Annotated in this window: 14 protein-coding genes, 2 tRNA genes and 1 other RNA gene; 3 read left to right on the top strand and 14 right to left on the bottom strand. The window is 61.4% G+C overall.

The window, feature by feature from the left end:
- Nucleotides 1–4: 4 nt before the first annotated feature.
- Together AC1VS5_RS03610 and AC1VS5_RS03605 are read right to left on the bottom strand one after the other, a co-directional pair.
- Nucleotides 5–1,288, bottom strand: a complete 1,284-nt coding sequence (locus AC1VS5_RS03610; protein ID WP_087185666.1) for an ABC transporter substrate-binding protein — start codon at nucleotides 1,286–1,288, stop codon at nucleotides 5–7.
- Nucleotides 1,289–1,309: 21 nt separating this feature from the next.
- Nucleotides 1,310–2,419 (bottom strand): ABC transporter ATP-binding protein, encoded by a 1,110-nt coding sequence (locus tag AC1VS5_RS03605; RefSeq protein ID WP_481217716.1) that lies wholly within the window; start codon nucleotides 2,417–2,419, stop codon nucleotides 1,310–1,312.
- 414 nt (nucleotides 2,420–2,833) lie between these two features.
- On the opposite strand from AC1VS5_RS03605, the gene AC1VS5_RS03600 reads away from it, so the two are divergent.
- Nucleotides 2,834–3,688 (top strand): AraC family transcriptional regulator, encoded by an 855-nt coding sequence (locus AC1VS5_RS03600; protein WP_022350052.1) that lies wholly within the window; start codon nucleotides 2,834–2,836, stop codon nucleotides 3,686–3,688.
- 95 nt (nucleotides 3,689–3,783) lie between these two features.
- On the opposite strand, the gene AC1VS5_RS03595 is transcribed toward AC1VS5_RS03600, so the two are convergent.
- From AC1VS5_RS03595 to AC1VS5_RS03575, 5 genes are all read right to left on the bottom strand, one after another.
- The gene (locus tag AC1VS5_RS03595; protein WP_481217715.1) at nucleotides 3,784–5,727 is read right to left on the bottom strand and encodes an amylosucrase; all 1,944 of its coding nucleotides are present in this window, start codon (nucleotides 5,725–5,727) and stop codon (nucleotides 3,784–3,786) included.
- Between the two features lie 112 nt (nucleotides 5,728–5,839).
- Nucleotides 5,840–6,100, bottom strand: coding sequence for a hypothetical protein (locus tag AC1VS5_RS03590; RefSeq protein ID WP_144688144.1), 261 nt, complete (start codon nucleotides 6,098–6,100; stop codon nucleotides 5,840–5,842).
- Between the two features lie 210 nt (nucleotides 6,101–6,310).
- Nucleotides 6,311–7,666 (bottom strand): NADP-specific glutamate dehydrogenase, encoded by a 1,356-nt coding sequence (gene gdhA / locus AC1VS5_RS03585; RefSeq protein WP_481217714.1) that lies wholly within the window; start codon nucleotides 7,664–7,666, stop codon nucleotides 6,311–6,313.
- 282 nt (nucleotides 7,667–7,948) lie between these two features.
- Nucleotides 7,949–8,022 (bottom strand) — tRNA-Gly (locus AC1VS5_RS03580).
- Nucleotides 8,023–8,026: 4 nt separating this feature from the next.
- Nucleotides 8,027–8,103, bottom strand: a tRNA-Pro gene (locus AC1VS5_RS03575).
- 155 nt (nucleotides 8,104–8,258) lie between these two features.
- On the opposite strand from AC1VS5_RS03575, the gene AC1VS5_RS03570 reads away from it, so the two are divergent.
- The gene (locus tag AC1VS5_RS03570) at nucleotides 8,259–9,371 is read left to right on the top strand and encodes a diacylglycerol/lipid kinase family protein (protein WP_481217713.1); all 1,113 of its coding nucleotides are present in this window, start codon (nucleotides 8,259–8,261) and stop codon (nucleotides 9,369–9,371) included.
- A gap of 38 nt (nucleotides 9,372–9,409) precedes the next feature.
- Here AC1VS5_RS03570 and AC1VS5_RS03565 read toward each other — a convergent pair whose 3' ends face one another.
- The 3 genes from AC1VS5_RS03565 to AC1VS5_RS03555 all read right to left on the bottom strand — a co-directional run bounded on the left by AC1VS5_RS03565 (nucleotide 9,410) and on the right by AC1VS5_RS03555 (nucleotide 12,395).
- Nucleotides 9,410–9,994 carry a xanthine phosphoribosyltransferase gene (locus AC1VS5_RS03565; protein ID WP_276765361.1) on the bottom strand — a complete coding sequence of 195 codons (585 nt, stop codon included), beginning with the start codon at nucleotides 9,992–9,994 and terminating at the stop codon, nucleotides 9,410–9,412.
- A 109-nt stretch (nucleotides 9,995–10,103) separates the two neighbouring features.
- On the bottom strand, nucleotides 10,104–11,081 hold the full coding sequence (locus AC1VS5_RS03560) for an alpha/beta fold hydrolase (protein WP_481217712.1): 978 nt from the start codon (nucleotides 11,079–11,081) through the stop codon (nucleotides 10,104–10,106).
- Nucleotides 11,082–11,111: 30 nt separating this feature from the next.
- Nucleotides 11,112–12,395: an O-acetylhomoserine aminocarboxypropyltransferase/cysteine synthase family protein gene (locus AC1VS5_RS03555; protein WP_481217711.1), complete on the bottom strand. Its 1,284-nt coding sequence runs from the start codon at nucleotides 12,393–12,395 to the stop codon at nucleotides 11,112–11,114.
- 237 nt (nucleotides 12,396–12,632) lie between these two features.
- Between AC1VS5_RS03555 and AC1VS5_RS03550 the strand changes: the two genes are divergently transcribed.
- The gene (locus AC1VS5_RS03550; RefSeq protein WP_329739694.1) at nucleotides 12,633–13,097 is read left to right on the top strand and encodes a C-GCAxxG-C-C family protein; all 465 of its coding nucleotides are present in this window, start codon (nucleotides 12,633–12,635) and stop codon (nucleotides 13,095–13,097) included.
- A 7-nt stretch (nucleotides 13,098–13,104) separates the two neighbouring features.
- On the opposite strand, the gene AC1VS5_RS03545 is transcribed toward AC1VS5_RS03550, so the two are convergent.
- The 4 genes from AC1VS5_RS03545 to rnpB all read right to left on the bottom strand — a co-directional run bounded on the left by AC1VS5_RS03545 (nucleotide 13,105) and on the right by rnpB (nucleotide 16,385).
- Nucleotides 13,105–13,740 carry an IMPACT family protein gene (locus tag AC1VS5_RS03545; RefSeq protein WP_287748047.1) on the bottom strand — a complete coding sequence of 212 codons (636 nt, stop codon included), beginning with the start codon at nucleotides 13,738–13,740 and terminating at the stop codon, nucleotides 13,105–13,107.
- A 126-nt stretch (nucleotides 13,741–13,866) separates the two neighbouring features.
- Nucleotides 13,867–14,490: a DUF47 domain-containing protein gene (locus AC1VS5_RS03540; protein WP_019128183.1), complete on the bottom strand. Its 624-nt coding sequence runs from the start codon at nucleotides 14,488–14,490 to the stop codon at nucleotides 13,867–13,869.
- A 113-nt stretch (nucleotides 14,491–14,603) separates the two neighbouring features.
- The gene (locus AC1VS5_RS03535; RefSeq protein ID WP_019128182.1) at nucleotides 14,604–15,656 is read right to left on the bottom strand and encodes an inorganic phosphate transporter; all 1,053 of its coding nucleotides are present in this window, start codon (nucleotides 15,654–15,656) and stop codon (nucleotides 14,604–14,606) included.
- A gap of 361 nt (nucleotides 15,657–16,017) precedes the next feature.
- Nucleotides 16,018–16,385, bottom strand: an RNA gene (rnpB, locus tag AC1VS5_RS03530) — RNase P RNA component class A.
- Between the last annotated feature and the right edge of the window lie 81 nt (nucleotides 16,386–16,466).

Raw genomic sequence — 16,466 nt, 5'->3', positions numbered from 1 at the left:
CCCCTTACTCCTGCGCGGCTTCCTGCACCTTGCGGATGACCGTCTTGTTGTAGCGCTGCCACAGCGAGTCCCAGTTCTCCAGGAACGCGTCCACGTCGCCGTCCATGAGGAAGGCCTGGAGCCGTGCGTCGCACGCCATGCCGGAGGGATACGAGTGGTCGGGATAGTCGATGACCTTGCCCGCATCGAGGAACTCCTGGATGTCGTCGAAGAGCGGGTCGAGTGTGAAATCGCCCTCGATGCAGGGGATGGCCTTCTGGTCGTCGCAATAGGTCTGGAGGTTGTCGGGCTCGTTCAAGAAGTCGATGACCTCATAGACCAGCTCGCGGTGATCCTCGTTCGCCACCGTCATGTTCCAGCATAGGTCCACGCCGGAAACGACGAGACGGTCCTCGGGATCGTCGGCGGCGGGCATGGCGAAGAGGCCCACGTTCATGTCGGGGTTGGCCGAGAGGATCTGGGGAACCGCGAACGAGCCGCAGGGGAACATGGCGCTCTGGCCGCGCGCGAACGCGGTGCAGGCGTCCTCATAGCTGTAGGCGAACGGGCCTTCCTCACCATACTGCAGCAGCTGGTAGAGCTTCTCAGCGGGCTCGCGATAGTAGTCGGCGAACTTCGCCTCGCCAGCGTTCACCTTGCGGATATGGTCTTGCGGCACCAGGTCGACCAAGATGGAGTTCCACGGCGAGAGGATGGTCCACGTATCGAGGAATCCGAGATACAGCGGCAGCACCTCGCCCTCCGCCTTGATCTCTTCGCACAGCGCGATGAACTCGTCCCAGGTCTCGGGGATGTCCCAGCCCTTCTCGGCGAACATGTCCTTGTTGTAGAGCATGCCCGCGGCGTTGGCGATGTAGGGCACGCCGTAGATGCCGTCCATGGGCACGTAGGTGACGCTCTTCATGATGTCCTGATAGGCCTGCTGCACCTGCGCCATGCCCGGATACTCGGTCATGTCGGCTAGGATGTTCGAGTCCACGAAGTCGGCGTACGAGGCGTCGCCGCCGATGGCCACCACGTCGGGGTAGTCCTCGCGCACGAAGCGCGTCTTCATGATGGTCACGGCATCGTTGGGGCTGGTGAAGTTGAGGTAGATATGGTCGTTCGACTCGTTGAACTCCGCCATGAGCGCCTCGAAGATGCTGACCGCCTCGCGCTTGTACGAGACGAATTCAACCTCGGTCTTGCCGTCCGAGCGTGTCTCGGAACAGCCGCCGAGCATGAGCGACGCCGCCCCCGCAGCCGAGAGCCCCAGGAGCGAGCGGCGCGAAATTGGCTTGGTAAGCATGCTTTGCCCTCCTCCCGAATGCTAGTGAACGATGGCGAGCTCGGTGTCCTTGTCGAACACGTGCAGCTTATCGATATCGAAGGCGACCTTGATGCGGTTGCCGGTGCGGACGGGGTTGCTCGCCGAGATATGGGCAGAGATCTGGCCGCCGTCCACGTCGCCGTAGATCATGGCCTCGGAGCCCAGGAGCTCGTAGACGGTCACCGTCGCGTCAATCTGTTCGGAGAGCGCCTTGCCCTCGGCGTACTCGTGCTCCTCCACCACGTCCTCGGGGCGGATGCCCATGACGACGACCTTGCCCGCGTACGGCTTGAGCGCCGCCGCCTTGGCATCGGGCAGGGTGACAGCGTTCGATCCAAAGGCAAGGGCCACCGCGCCGTCTTTCTCGACCACCGTGGCGTCGATGAAGTTCATCTGCGGGGAGCCGATGAAGCCGGCCACGAACAGGTTGCAGGGCTCGCTATACAGCTTGGACGGGGTATCGACCTGCTGCATCACGCCGTCCTTCATCACGACGATGCGGGTGCCGAGCGTCATGGCCTCGGTCTGGTCGTGCGTGACGTAGATGATCGTGGCACCCAGGCGATCATGCAGCTTCGAGATCTCGGCGCGCATCTGCACGCGGAGCTTCGCATCGAGATTGGAGAGCGGCTCGTCCATGAGGTAGACCTTGGGGCGACGCACGATGGCGCGGCCCATGGCGACGCGCTGGCGCTGGCCGCCGGAAAGCGCAGACGGCTTGCGGTCGAGAAGCTTCTCGAGGTCAAGGATGCGCGCGGCCTCGTGCACGGCCTTGTCGATGTCGGCCTGCGGGACCTTGCGGAGCTTCAACGGGAACGCCATGTTGTCGTAGACCGTCATATGCGGGTAAAGCGCGTAGGTCTGGAAGACCATGGCGATGTCTCGGTCGGCCGGCTCAACGTCGTTCACGACCCTGCCATCAATCTTCAGCGTGCCGGAGGTGATGTCTTCCAGGCCGGCAATCATGCGCAGCGTAGTGGATTTGCCGCAGCCCGACGGACCGACGAAGATGATAAACTCCTTGTCCTCGATCTCGAGATTGAAGTCCTTCACCCCCTCAAAGCCATTTGGGTACGTCTTGCCAATGTGTTCGAGCGAAAGTCCAGCCATCGAGCGACCCCTTCCATCGCAAGTCCTTGCTTTGTACATGGCGACAGACAAAGCGTTCCATGCAGCATGATAAAAAATATCTTTTTGCTAGAAATCCATGTATTTAGGTATATTTACATACAAATTTATTGTTTTCGCAGGTATATCGCGCTAATGAATTGTTGACAATATGCTAAGTTTTCGTTAAGTGGTAGCTATAATTACGTGAACGGCATAGCAGAAAGATTTGGCGCGAAGAATTGCCGCAGGTTATCTATCCTATCGAGATAAAACCGTCTATGATGGGGATGGAGTATCTCAATATAAGTCCGTATACCAAAAAACAGTTTATATTGCGATATTATATATCATAATACGCACTGTATAGCATTATGATATGTTACTAAGCAAGACCGTGAGCCAGGAGGCGAGACCGTGAGAGCACATGAAGTCGAGTTCTCGACGTTTGAAGGCGGTATTTTTACCGATCTCGTCCCGTATCAGTACGGACGCGAAGTATGCGTACCCGGCCACGCCTTCGGTCCCGCGCGCCGGAGTCACTATCTCTTTCATTACATCATCCAGGGATCCGGCTCGCTTACCGCAATCAACGAATCGGGGAGCCAGGCATTCTATGACATCAAATCCGGTGAAGGGTTCCTCATTTTCCCCGGGCAGACCACGACCTACGTCGCCGATCTCATCGACCCCTGGGAATATATCTGGATTGAATTTGACGGCTCGCATGTAAAAGCTTCGCTCGACCACATCGGGTTCTCCCCTACGAGCCCCATCTATCGAATGGCCGACCCAGCGGCTCGCGACGAGATGCTCGGCGCCATGAGACGCATACTCGAGCACAGAAACGACTCGCCCCTATATCTCGTGGGATGCACATACCTCTTCTTCGACGCATTCTTGCGGTCCGCAGAGTCGCATCGTATCCCTCAAACCACCAGGCTGCATGGCTTCTATATCGACAGCGCCCTTTCCTTTATCGAGAAGAACTACCAGGCAGATGTGAGCATCGAAGACATCGCCCGGTATATCGGGCTCAATCGAAGCTACTTCGGCAAGGTCTTCAAAGAGGGCATGGGCGTGTCGCCGCAGCAGTTCCTCATCGGATACCGCATGGAAAAGGCGTGCGAGCTCCTTAAGCTCTCATCGCTTTCCATCGGGGAGGTCGGGCGCTCCGTGGGCTATCCGAACCAGCTGCACTTCTCGCGGGCGTTCCGCAACACCTACGGCACATCCCCGCGCACCTGGCGCCAGCAGCACACCGTTCGCTAAGGTGAAATTCCCTCTGTCCTGATTTGCAAAATTCCCTCTGTCCTGATTTCACATGGCGGGGCGAGAGAAGACCTCTCGCCCCCGCTGCGTGCTGCCTACTGGCGCTCGTACCAGGCAAACTCCCAGGCGGGAAGCTCGAATGTCTCGAGCTCCGCCTGTTCGCCGGATATGAGGTTCCTATACCGCGCGCGCTCGGGCATCCAGATGGTCTTGCTCGAACCACTGAAGTTGAACACGGCATGAAGCGTTTCCTCGCCGCGCTCGCGCACGATCCAAAGGACAGCCGGGTCGCTATAGTCCTTCGGATACCATGCTGCCTCAGACCCGAAGACGGGGTCCTCGCGCCGGATGCGTTCGAGCTCGTCGAGCCCGGCGAAGATTTGGCTCTGAACCGTTCCCGCCTGCTCGATGTTCGCAACCAGCTCCCACGAAAACTGTCCGCGATGGATATAGCGCGAATCATCCGCTTTCTCGGGATCGTCCCGATAAGCATAGTCGTTAACCTGGCCGACCTCGTCTCCGCTGTAGATGATCGGCAAACCCGATTGCGTGAACATATAGGCGTGGAGCATGAGGTCCTTGCGCACGGCAACTTCCATAGCCTCGGCATTACCCTCGAAGCCCGCGGCCTCGATGCCGCACATGGAAGCCGTCGTGGCGCAGAAGCGCGCGTCTCCCGTAACCGGATCGGCGTTGTAGAGCGCCCCACGGCTCGGGCTTCCGGGGATGTTGCCCAAGAAGCAGTCGTTCAGGTACCGCTTATGCGGCACCTCCTCTTGGCCCCAACCTCTAAGCGTCTGGTAATCGAGGCCCCACCCTATGTCGTCGTGACAGCGCAGGTAGTTAAGGAAGGTGTACTCCTTGGGCAGGGTGCAGACCGTATCGAGCTGCTGGCGCAGGAGGCGCGTATCTTCTGTGGCTACGGTATGCCAGGTAGTCGCCATGGTCGTCACGTTGTACAGCATGTGGCACTCAGGCTTTTCAACGGTACCGAAGTACGGAACAACCTCGACGGGAGCCATCACGACCTCGCCCAACAACGCAACCCCGGGGCACACGACCTCTCCGATCATACGCATCATGCGCACGAGCGTATGGACCTGCGGAAGGTTGCGGCAGTTGGTGCCAAGCTGCTTCCAGATATAAGGAACCGCATCGAGGCGCATGATATCGATGCCCTGATTCGCCAGATACAGGAAGTTGTACATCATCTCGTTGAAGACGCGGGGGTTCCTGTAGTTGAGGTCCCATTGGTACGGGTAGAACTGCGTCATGACGCATTGCCCAAGCTCGGGCAGATAGGTCCAGTGACCCGGCGCCGTGGTGGGGAACACCTGCGGCACATCGCGAGAGTACTGGTCGATCACCTCTTGATTGGATTCGAAGAAGTACCTGCTCATGTACTCGCCCTCGCCCGCCCGCGCGCGGCGGGCCCATTCGTGCTCTTCGGACGTATGGTTCATCACGAAGTCCATGCACAGGCTCATGCCCCGTTCATGACAGGCGGAGGCGAGGTGCGCAAGCTCGTCCATCGTGCCGAGTCCAGGCTGCACGCGGCGGAAATCCTTTACCGCATAGCCGCCATCGGAACGGCTTTTGTCGGACGGGGTATCGAGGAACGGCATGAGGTGGATGTAGTTCACATGACAGCGCTCGAGATAGGGAAGCTTTTCCTCGACGCCCTTGATGGTGCCGGCGAAGTTGTCGATATACATCTGCATGCCGAGCATGTCCTGGCTCCGGTACCATGCGCCCTCCTGTTCGCGCGCGATATCGAGCTTCCGGAGCGCTTCTGAGCGCTCGTCCGAGAAGCGTCGCATACGGTCGATGAGCTCAGCAAACATGTCGCCGTTGTCGTAAAGCTCCATGTAGAGCCAGCGAAGCTCATCATGGTGGCGCGCGAGCCGGGATTCGAACGAGGAATCGCGCGCGGGCCGCGCGGGCGACTTCGTGGGCGCCGCTTTGCCGCGTGCGGCGGGCGCATTCGATGCGGTCATGGATTTCGGTGCGGCAATGGATTTCTTCGATGATGACGACATACGCTCCCTCGAAAACGAGACAAGGCGGCCTGAGCGTGCCGCCGGTTACAACGTCGAAGCGGTTCGAGCTTTCGAACGCGTATGTTTGTCGCCGCTAATTACTATAGCGCCCTTAGCCCGCGGCGAGCAAGATGATTTGCCCAACGAGATAGACGACGGGCGTAAGAAGGCACAGGACCACTCCGGCGATGGACGCCACCGTTCCGATGGAGCACGTCAGGTCGCGCCGATAGTCCTCTCGCCGCGCCTCCCGCGCGAGCCGGAATCCGACAACGGCGGCAACGGCACCGATGAGCTGGATCGGAATGAACGGGCAAAAGGAGACGGCCATCGCGGCAACTCCGATAACGATCGAGGCGATATCTTTTCGCATAGCTACCTTCCTCTGTGCCGAACCGAGCGCGATCGGAGCAGGCAAACGAGCGAACGCATGGCCCATTATACGACGCGAGGCCCAGATTGGGGCATGTCCGTCATAACCGCTGCTCGCTTTGCCTCCCCGGATGCGAGGTGCCGAAGAAAAAGGCTGGCACCCCTTTCGAGATGCCAGCCGAAACGAAAAGCGTGTCGAAAACCTAGACCTTTAGCACACGCCCTGAGCCATCATGGCATCGGCAACCTTCATGAATCCGGCGATGTTGGCGCCCATCACGAAGTTGCCCTCATGGCCGTATTCACGTGCCGTGTCGTCCACGTTGTGGAACATACCGCGCATGAGCTCCTCGAGCTTGCCATCGACCTCGTCGAACGTCCAAGAAAGATGCTCTGCGTTCTGGCTCATCTCGAGGCCAGACACGAGCACGCCGCCGGCGTTCGCTGCCTTACCGGGCATGAAGGCAACGCCGTGCTCCATGAGGTAGATGGTCGCATCCGGCGTGGTGGGCATATTGGCGCCCTCGCCCACAACCTTGCAGCCATTCGCCACGAGCGCCTGAGCGTCCTCGAGCGTCAGGGTGTTCTCGCGAGCGCACGGCAGAGCGACGTCGCACGGGAGCTGCCATACGCCGCGACCGTCTCCCTCGTGCCAGGTGGCACCAGGGCGCTGGTCGATGTACATGGCAAGGCTCACACCCTGATCATGGCCGGAACGCTTGGCGTTGTAGATGTCTTCGAGCACCTTGTAGTCGATGCCCTCGGGATCCTCGACCCAGCCCTTGGTATCGGAGCATGCAATGGTCTTGCCACCAAGCTGGGCGACCTTCTGGATTGCATAGATGGCGACGTTGCCAGAACCATGAACGACAACGCTCTTGCCCTCAAACGAATCACCCTGGCTCTTCAGATACTCATCCACGAAGTAGACCAGGCCGTAACCCGTGGCCTCGGTGCGCGCAAGCGAGCCGCCGAACGTCAGGCCCTTGCCGGTCAGCACGCCCGACCACTCGTTGCGAAGGCGCTTGTACTGCCCGAACAGGTAACCGATCTCGCGACCGCCCACGCCAAGGTCGCCAGCAGGAACGTCGGTGTTGGGACCGATGTGGCGGAAAAGCTCGGTCATGAAGGACTGGCAGAACGCCATGATCTCGCGGTTGGATTTACCCTTGGGGTCGAAATCCGAACCGCCCTTGCCGCCACCCATGGGCAGCGTGGTGAGCGCGTTCTTGAAAATCTGCTCGAAGCCCAGGAATTTAAGCATGCCGACGGTCACCGTTGGGTTGAAGCGCAGACCGCCCTTGTAGGGCCCGATCGCAGAGTTGAACTCGACGCGATAGCCGCGGTTGACCTGCACCTTGCCCGCATCATCGACCCACGGTACGCGGAACATGATGACGCGCTCGGGCTCGACCAAGCGGTCAAGCAGGCTCGCCTCCTCGAACTCGGGATGCGCCTCGACGGCAGGCTCGATGGTCTCGAGCACCTCGATCGCAGCCTGCAGAAACTCGGGCTGGTCGGCATAGCGCTCGCGCAGCTCGTCGATCACACGCTGGGTATAGCTCATGCGATTCTCCTATCGATGTGTTTCCCTCGCTACCGTTGGAAGCAACGGCAACGTTGTGGCCGCAGGAATTGTACTTCAACTGGGTTGCCGTACGGTCAATGCGCTGAATCGTAACGTGTCCGCAACACGCTCAGCACCGACACGAACCGGGCGCCCTTCTACTTTTCGTACAGCAACGAAAGCAAAGCAGGAAACAAAGGCCGCACGCCGTTCATCAAGAATCCACGAAGGCGACGAAAAAACGAGCCCGGCACCAAAAAGATGCCGGGTTCGAGCGATTACTGGAGCGGGCGACGGGAATCGAACCCGCGTCATCAGCTTGGAAGGCTGGGGTTCTACCATTGAACTACGCCCGCGATATGGTCGGGACGACAGGATTCGAACCTGCGGCATCGTGCTCCCAAAGCACGCGCGCTACCAGACTGCGCCACGTCCCGACGTCCAGAGCAAGCATTATAGAGGTTTCTCTTCATCTGGGCAACGCCCGGTTCGCGCTCCCCCAAGGAACGCACGCGGTGTACATGAGTCGCTCGGACGTATACTGTGAATGCAACCAACCCCGAGACCGCCTACCGCGCGGCTAAGGAGCACCATGAGCGAACACGACAGCAACCGTCGGAACGCGCCGGGAGCGGCGCTCGGCCGCACGCTCATCATCGCCAACCCCGTCGCGCAATCTGGCGCGGGAAAGCGCATCGCTGGCCAGCTGCAGCGTTTTCTCGCGCTCTACCACCACGACAACGCCTCGTTCGAGCTCGTGTATACCGAACACATGGGCCATGCCGTCGAGCTTGCCGAAGCGGCACGGGACTACGACTCGGTGCTCGCCCTCGGCGGTGACGGCGTGGTGCACGAGGTCGCAAACGGCATCATGCGCATCGGCGTAGAGCATCGGCCTGCGCTCGGCGTGGTGCCTGTGGGCTCGGGCAACGATTTCGCACGAACGCTCGGCCTCGACGATTATGGCGGAAAGGATTTCGCTCGCCTTCTCACATGCGAGCGCGTCTCCCTCGACGTGGGACGCGTAACCTACGTTCCGGCAACGGGAAACGGGAGCACCAAACCCCATGGTCGCGGGCGAGTGGGGCGGCATTGCACCCCCAACCCAGCCGAAAGCTCACCAGCACCCATACCGTCGGACATCCTACCTGCGGGAGAAATCACAGGCACCGCCAACGATACGGTGACCGAATACTTCGTCCAGACGCTCTCTTTCGGACTCGACGCGGCGGTCGCGATCGGTACCGTCGACCTGCGAGCCACGGTGGCGCTCACCGGGGCACCGCTCTACCTCATGAGCGGCGCAGGCGTTTTCCTTCGTTCCTTCAAGTCCTACCCCGTCCGCGTGTCCATCGACGGAGGAGCAGCCCAGGAGCTACGTACGTTCCTCATGGCCATACAGCTAGGGCCCACCTATGGCTCGGGCTTCCTCATCTGCCCTGAGGCAGACCCTGCAGACGGACGCTTCGATCTTTGCTATGCCAGCGGCAAGGCCACCCGCGCGCATGCACTCGCCCTGCTTCTGCGCGCGAAGAACGGCCATCACCTGAGCTCGCCCCTCATCCACACCGCCACCGCCCGGCATCTCGAACTCGCATTCGAGCGCGACGACTACCCCATCCAAGCCGACGGGGAACGCATACGCGCTCGCAGCATGACGGTCGACCTTCTCCCCGGAGAGCTCACAGTGCTGCGGCCGCTCTAGACGGCACCCTCCGCGATCAACGTGCCAAGAATGCCATCTTATGCGGGAAGGAACTCTATCGTTCCGGCACCGGCATCCATCGACCCCACGCGCGCGAGCGATTCGACACGGTAGCCGCGGGCGCGCAGGCGGTCTCCCCCGCCCTGAAACGCCTTCTCGATCGCGATGCCAATGCCCTGCACCTGAGCCCCTGCGAGCTCGCAGATTTCAAGCAGACCCTCGAGCGCTTTGCCGTTGGCAAGAAAGTCATCGAGAATGAGCACACGGTCCTTGGGCCCGAGGAAGCGCTTCCCCACGATAACGGGAAACTCGCGCTGCTTGGTGAAGGAGTAGATCGATGTTGCGTACTGCTCGCCATCAAGATTGATTGACTGCGCCTTCTTGGCGAACACCACCGGCACGTTCCCAAAGTGGCGCGCCGCAACGCACGCGATGCCTATACCCGAGGCCTCGATGGTCAAGATCTTGTTTACAGGAACCCCCATGAAGCGCTGTGCCCACTCGGCGCCCATGGCGTCGAAGAGCTCGACATCGCATTGGTGGTTCAAGAACGCATCAACCTTGAGAACATCACCGTCCTTGATGATGCCGTCGCGGCGAATACGCTCCTCCAGCTCCTTCATGGCGCCTCCTTGCCCTTGGTACGCTCGAGTACATCCATCCTACCGCATGCCGTACGCGAGGCGGCGAACACGCGTAGTGGCCTATGGCGCACCGATGCGCGCTCGGGGATCATCGCGAGCCGTCGGCATTGCCCAGCACGGCATCGAACCACGCGAGCACGTCACGATAGACCTGCGCGCGGCCGGGCTCGTTGAGAACCTCATGGCGCATGCCCTGGTAGATCATCTCATCCACATGGGCCATGCCAAGATCGCGGTACTGCTTTACGGCCGCGCGCACGCCGCGCCCGCAATCCCCCACCGGATCGTTCGAGCCCGCGATGAAAAGGAGCGGCAGCCCGCGCGGAATCCTGCAGGCGAGGTTGCGCTGCTGCGATGTTGCAGCAAGCTCCGTCACCGCCGCGTAGCCGCCCACGGTAAACATCTGGCCGCAGAGCGGGTCGCTCCGGTACGCCTCAACCACCGCAGGATCGGTCGAGAGCCAGTCATACGGCGTACGGGCGCCCTTGATCGCTCGGCCATATGCACCCACCACGAGCTCGTGGATAAGGCGGCTTTTGAAATGCTCGCCCCGCAGGCACGCAAGCACACGGCAGAGCGCGTTGCCCGCCCGGGCGAGCGCCGGCGGCTGCTGGCCCGTTCCACAGATGACGGCCGCAGAGACGCCCTCGGCGTGCTGGGTGAGGTACACGCGAACAATAAAGCTCCCGAGCGAGTGGCCAAAGAAGACGTACGGAATGCGGGCAGAAACGCCCTGCGCATGCAGGCGCCCGATGACGCGGCTACGCAGGGCGTGGACATCGGCAAGCAGGATGTCCACGCCGTCTGCGAGCGGAATGTGGCCGAGGTCGCAAGCAGCGGCGGCGGTGCGCCCATGACCCACATGGTCGTTCGCGCAGACGAGGTATCCCGCCGCGCAGAGCGCCTCGGCAAAGGGTGCATAGCGCTCGACGTGCTCGGACATGCCGTGCACGAGCTGCACCACGCCTCGCGGCGCGGCGCTGCCAGAAGACGCGGGCGCCCAGACAAGCGCCCGAACGGTCGAGCGCCCATCTGAACTCGGGTAGGTCAACGTCTCCGTGCGCACCGCGCCCCCTTCCCCAAGTATCAAGCGGCGCTACTGCAGCGCGTCAAGGGCCTGAGCCACATCGGCGATCAGGTCGTCGGTATCCTCGATGCCGCAAGATAGGCGCACCATATCGGGTGCGATGCCCGCAGCGGCGAGCTCCTCATCCGTCATCTGGCGATGGGTGGCGTTGGCCGGGTGCAGCACGCAGGTGCGGGCATCGGCCACGTGCGTCGCGATCTGCGCCACATGGAGGCTCTTCATGAACTGTTCCGCCGCCGCTCGGCCACCGGTAAAGCCGAAGCTCACCACACCGCAGCAGCCATTCGGCAGATATTTCTGGGCGAGCTCATGCCGCGGGTCGTCGGGGAGGCCCGGATACTTCACGAAGCGAACCTTGGGATGATCATGAAGGAACTCCGCCATGGCCTGGCCGTTCTTCACATGCTGCGGCATGCGAACGTGCAGGCTCTCGAGGCCGAGGTTGAGCAAGAAGGCGTTCTGCGGGCTCTGGATGCAACCCAGGTCGCGCATGAGCTGGGAGGTCGCCTTCGTGATGTACGCCGCGCCCTGGCCGAACTTCTGGGTGTAGACGACCCCGTGATACGTCTCGTCCGGCGTGGTGAGGCAGGGGAACTTGTCCGCATCCGCCTCCCAGTCAAAGTTGCCGGAGTCCACGATGGCACCGCCCACCGCAGCTCCGTGGCCGTCCATGTACTTGGTGGTGGAGTGCGTCACGATATCGGCCCCCCACTCGAAGGGGCGGCAGAGCACGGGCGTCGGGAAGGTGTTGTCCACGATGAGCGGCACGCCATGGGCATGGGCAGCCGAGGCGAAGCGCTCGATATCGAGCACGTCGAGCGCGGGGTTGGCAACGGTCTCCCCGAACACCGCCTTCGTGTTGGGGCGGAACGCCGCCTCGAGCTCCTCATCGGTGCAATCGGGCGAGACGAACGTGCTCTCGATGCCCATGCGCCCCATGGTGTGGGCGATAAGGTTGTACGTGCCTCCATAGATGGCGGAGCTTGCCACCACATGGTCGCCCGCACCGACGATGTTGAAGAGCGCAAAGAAGTTGGCAGCCTGACCGGAGCTCGTAAGCATGGCGGCGGTACCGCCCTCGAGCTCGCAGATCTTCGCCGCCACGGCGTCGTTCGTGGGGTTTTGCAGGCGCGTGTAGAAATAGCCCGACTCGTCGAGGTCGAAGAGCCGCCCCATATGCTCGGACGTATCGTATTTCCATGTCGTCGACTGATAGATGGGGACCTGGCGCGGTTCCGCATCACCGGGACGATAGCCGCCCTGGACGCAGGTGGTGCCGAGATGCTCTGCCATATGAAGCTCCTTTGCACGTTCGTTTCGATGGGCGCGAAACGCCGCTGGGCGCCGCGCATACGTTCATAAGCTTACTCGCCTTCGCGCTCCCGCGTATGCCTGCATCTAGTTTTTACAGAGAGTCAGCAGGCGCGCTCCGGCGGGGCAGCGCTATCATGAGGGCGAAAGCCAGCGCCCGACTCCGCACGCTCGCACCCAGCAGCGAACGCTTGCAGGCGCCCGAGAGAAAGGAACCCCATGCCCTCCTGCGACCTCACAACCCGGTCTGACGAGCTTGCCGCCCGCGCGGTCGCGCTGCGCGCCGAGCTCGGCTACAACTGCGCCCAGGCGGTCGCATGCGCGCTCGCCCCAGAGATCGGCGCGGACGCGGAAGCCTGCTACGTGCTTTCCGAGGGGTTCGGCGGCGGCATGGGAGGCCATACGGAGACCTGCGGCGCCATCTCGGGCGGCGTCATGGCGCTCGGCCAGGTGAGCAGCGGGGGCACGGCGCTTTCTGGAACCACGAAGAAGCGCACGTACGAACTAACCCGGGAGCTCGTCGAGCGCTTCGGCGCAAAAAACGGCTCCACCATCTGCTGTGAGCTGAAGGGTGCGGGATGCGAGCACGGACCGCTCCGTAGCTGCCCGGGATGCATCGAGGACGCGGTGAAGATCACGGCCGAGATCATCGCGCGCCAAAGCGCTCCGGAAAACGCCGCCTAAATGCCGCTTAAAACTCATCGAACCGCGGGCCCGAGACCTCCACGCGCTCCCGCCCGGCCAAGCGCTCACGAAGCGCGGTGAGAAACGGCTGCTCATCCCCCGCCTTAAACACGATCGAAAGAGCAACCTCGTCGGTATACGCGGTGTCGGAAACCTTTCCGCCCGCCTGTTCAACCATATGAAGAACCTGCTCGTACTGGGAGTACGCGACGGTCACGACAACCGAGACGACTGAAGTCATCTCCACCAGCTTGCCCGCCTCGCGCGCCGCATCGATCGCAGCCTGCACCGCTGCACCGTAGGCGCGCACCAGGCCGCCGGGGCCCAAGAGCGTACCGCCGAAATAGCGCGTGGTCACGCAGCACACATCGCGCAGGTTGGCACCGCGCAGCACCTCAAGGGAAGGCATGCCGCTTGTGCGCTGCGGCTCGCCGTCATCGCTCGCCCGCTCGCGGCCGTCGGCCAGAATCCAAGCTGGCACGTTGTGGCGCGCATCGAAGTGACGCGAGCGAACCGCCGCGATGTGTTCCGCGGCATCTTCCTCACACTCCACATGCACGAGCTGCGCGATGAAACGGCTCTTGCGATCGACGACCTCGCCAACCGCCTCTTCGCCCGCGCGCACCGTACGATAGCTCTCCATGCTCGCCCGCCTATGCCATCTTGCCATTCGCTTCCAGGCTATCCTATCAGGAATACAACGAGCGCGCCCGCCTGCAGCAAGGAGCTGCGTCGGCGGGCGCGCTAAGAAAACGAAGATACCGTGCGCTTACGAGTTCTTCATCACGATCGTGTCGATCGTGTCGGCAACCTGCTCGCAATAGTCGACGCAGTACTCGAGGAACGAGTAGGTTTCGTGCCACGTGAAGACAACGATCGGGTCCGTGCAGGTCGTATGCAGGTTGCGCATAGACCTCATGTAGCAGTCGTCGGCCTCCTGCTCGATGGTGTTGAGCTCAACGACGTACTGGCGCAGCTTCTTCGACTTCTTGAATTGTGAGAGCTCACCCACGAGCGAGCGCATGAGCTCGCAGCTGCGGACCACGATGTCCACAAGCTCGAGCGCATCTGGGCGCATCTCGCGAATGTTGTTGAAGTACAGCCGATGCAGCACGCCCTCGATACGGTCGGTCACGGTGTCCAGGTACTCGCTGAGCTCGGCGATGTCCTCGCGCTCGATGGGCGTCACGAACGCCGTCACCAGCGCGTCGAGCACCTCGTGGCGCCGCTCGTCGGCCGCCTGCTCGATAGCGTGCATCTCATCGATCGCCTCTTCCAGGCGGTCGGGATCAAAATTGTGCATGATCTTCGAGAGCAACTGCGCAGCCTGATATGAATAGTCCGCGCTTGCGCAGAACGCTTCGAAGTAGAACGCGTCGTTTTTCCTTGCCATGGAATCCTCCGATTCTCGTTGTGCATCGCGTTTGCGATCTCAGCGCGGAACCAGCCGCGCGAACATACCGAACACCCTGGCTGCGCCGAGGGGGTGCAGCCGTCAAACGACCGCTAGAACACCATCATGAAGACCTTCGCCATCACGAAGCTGATGAGGCCGCAGCCGGGGAACGTAAACACCCACGTGAGCATCATGTCCTTCACCACCGAGAAGTTGATGGCGGACAGACGCTTGACCGCGCCGACACCCATGATGGCGCTCGTCTTGGTATGCGTCGTGGAAACGGGAATGCCCGTGAGGGTCGAAAGCAGGATGCACACCGCACCGGCGAGGTCGGCCGAGAAGCCCTGGAAGGTCTCGAGCTTGACCATATCCATGCCGACGGACTTGATGATCTTCTCGCCGCCCACGCTCGTGCCGACGCCCATGGTGATGCTACAGAGCATCATGAGCCAGATGGGGATGGCGGCGTTCACAAGATCGGGTTGGCCGTTGCAGAAGGCCACGCCCAGCAGCAGCACGCCGATGAATTTCTGACCGTCTTGGGCACCGTGCATGAAGCTCATGGCGGCAGCACCGAAAATCTGTGCGTACTTGAATGCCTTGTTGGTGCGTCGCCGGTCCATATTCGCGCAGATGATGGTCAACGCCTTGCAGATGCCCCAGCCCAGCGCGAAACCGAGGGCGAGGCTGAGCACCAAGCCGTAGATGACCTTGATCCACTCCTGGCCGTTTACGCCGTCGAGGCCGCCCTGGACGGCAAGCGCAGCACCGGTGAGGCCCGCGATGAGGCTGTGGCTCTCACTGGTGGGGATGCCAAAGATCGAGGCGCCCACGCTGTAGACGACGATCGAGAAGAGCGCGGCGCACAGGGCGACGAGGGCCATCTGCGTGTCCGTACCGAAATCGACCATGTTCGAGATGGTCGACGCCACCGACGAATTGATCATCGTCATGAGCAGCACGCCCAAGAAGTTGAAGACGGCGCTCATGATGATGGCGGGGCGGATATTGATGCTTCGGGTCGTGACAGCCGTCGCGATCGCATTGGGGGCGTCGGTCCAGCCATTGACGAAAATAACGCCCAAGGTGAGCAGAACGGTAACGGCCAAGATGGGGTTCGAGACCACCTGCGCGACAAATTGCGCGAGCGAGACATCCAACAGAGTTCTCCCTATTCAGCTTCACAGGAACGCTCCAGCGGGCATCCCCGACACGTACGCCGCTATTTTACCGTTTCTTAACGGTTTCTTGATGCATTTATGCAGATTAATCAGCCACGCGTAAACGGCTTCATGACGAGTATGCCGTTGAGCTGGCATTTTATATATGGATGTAAAGAGACCTTACGTTAGCTTTACATTTCCCTGATACAGCGCTTGCGCCATGAACACAGGATGCACCTCATCGCAGGCGACGCGCCCAAAAGGCATCATCGGGACCGTAAGCCTCATGGGCACCGAATCATCGTTGACAGGCACGGTGAGAAGGCGCGTCCACCGCCACAAGCGCGCGAGAGCAAAAGAACGAAGCGGGCCTATAAGCCGGGTTCTGTCGCGGACGGTCATTTATCTTGGCACGCACGTCACCGTGCGGCTCCTCGCACGCTACCCGGGCGCGGGCCGGGCCGACCCATAGCGCCCCTATTTGCGCTTGCTCCGGATGGGGTTTACCAAGCCGCCGCGTTGCCGCGACGCTGGTGGTCTCTTACACCACCGTTTCAGCTTTTCCCTTTACGCGCCGAGTCAGCACGCAGGTGGGAGTCTTCTTTTCTGCGGCACTTTCCGTCGGGTTGCCCCGCCTGGCCGTTAGCCAGCATCCTGCCCTGTGGAGCCCGGACTTTCCTCACGCCTGCGCCGGAGCGCAGGTCGCGCGACCGTCTGGCCCGCTTCGCGCGAGGTATTGTAGCATCTGACGCAAGCTACGGCGCGCAGGCCTCAAATCCACACGAGGCAAGCGCGACCCGTCGAATG

This window comes from Enorma sp., from assembly GCF_982429025.1.
Note: the sequence above shows the minus strand (reverse complement) of the source record. Positions and strands in the feature narration are given on the sequence as shown.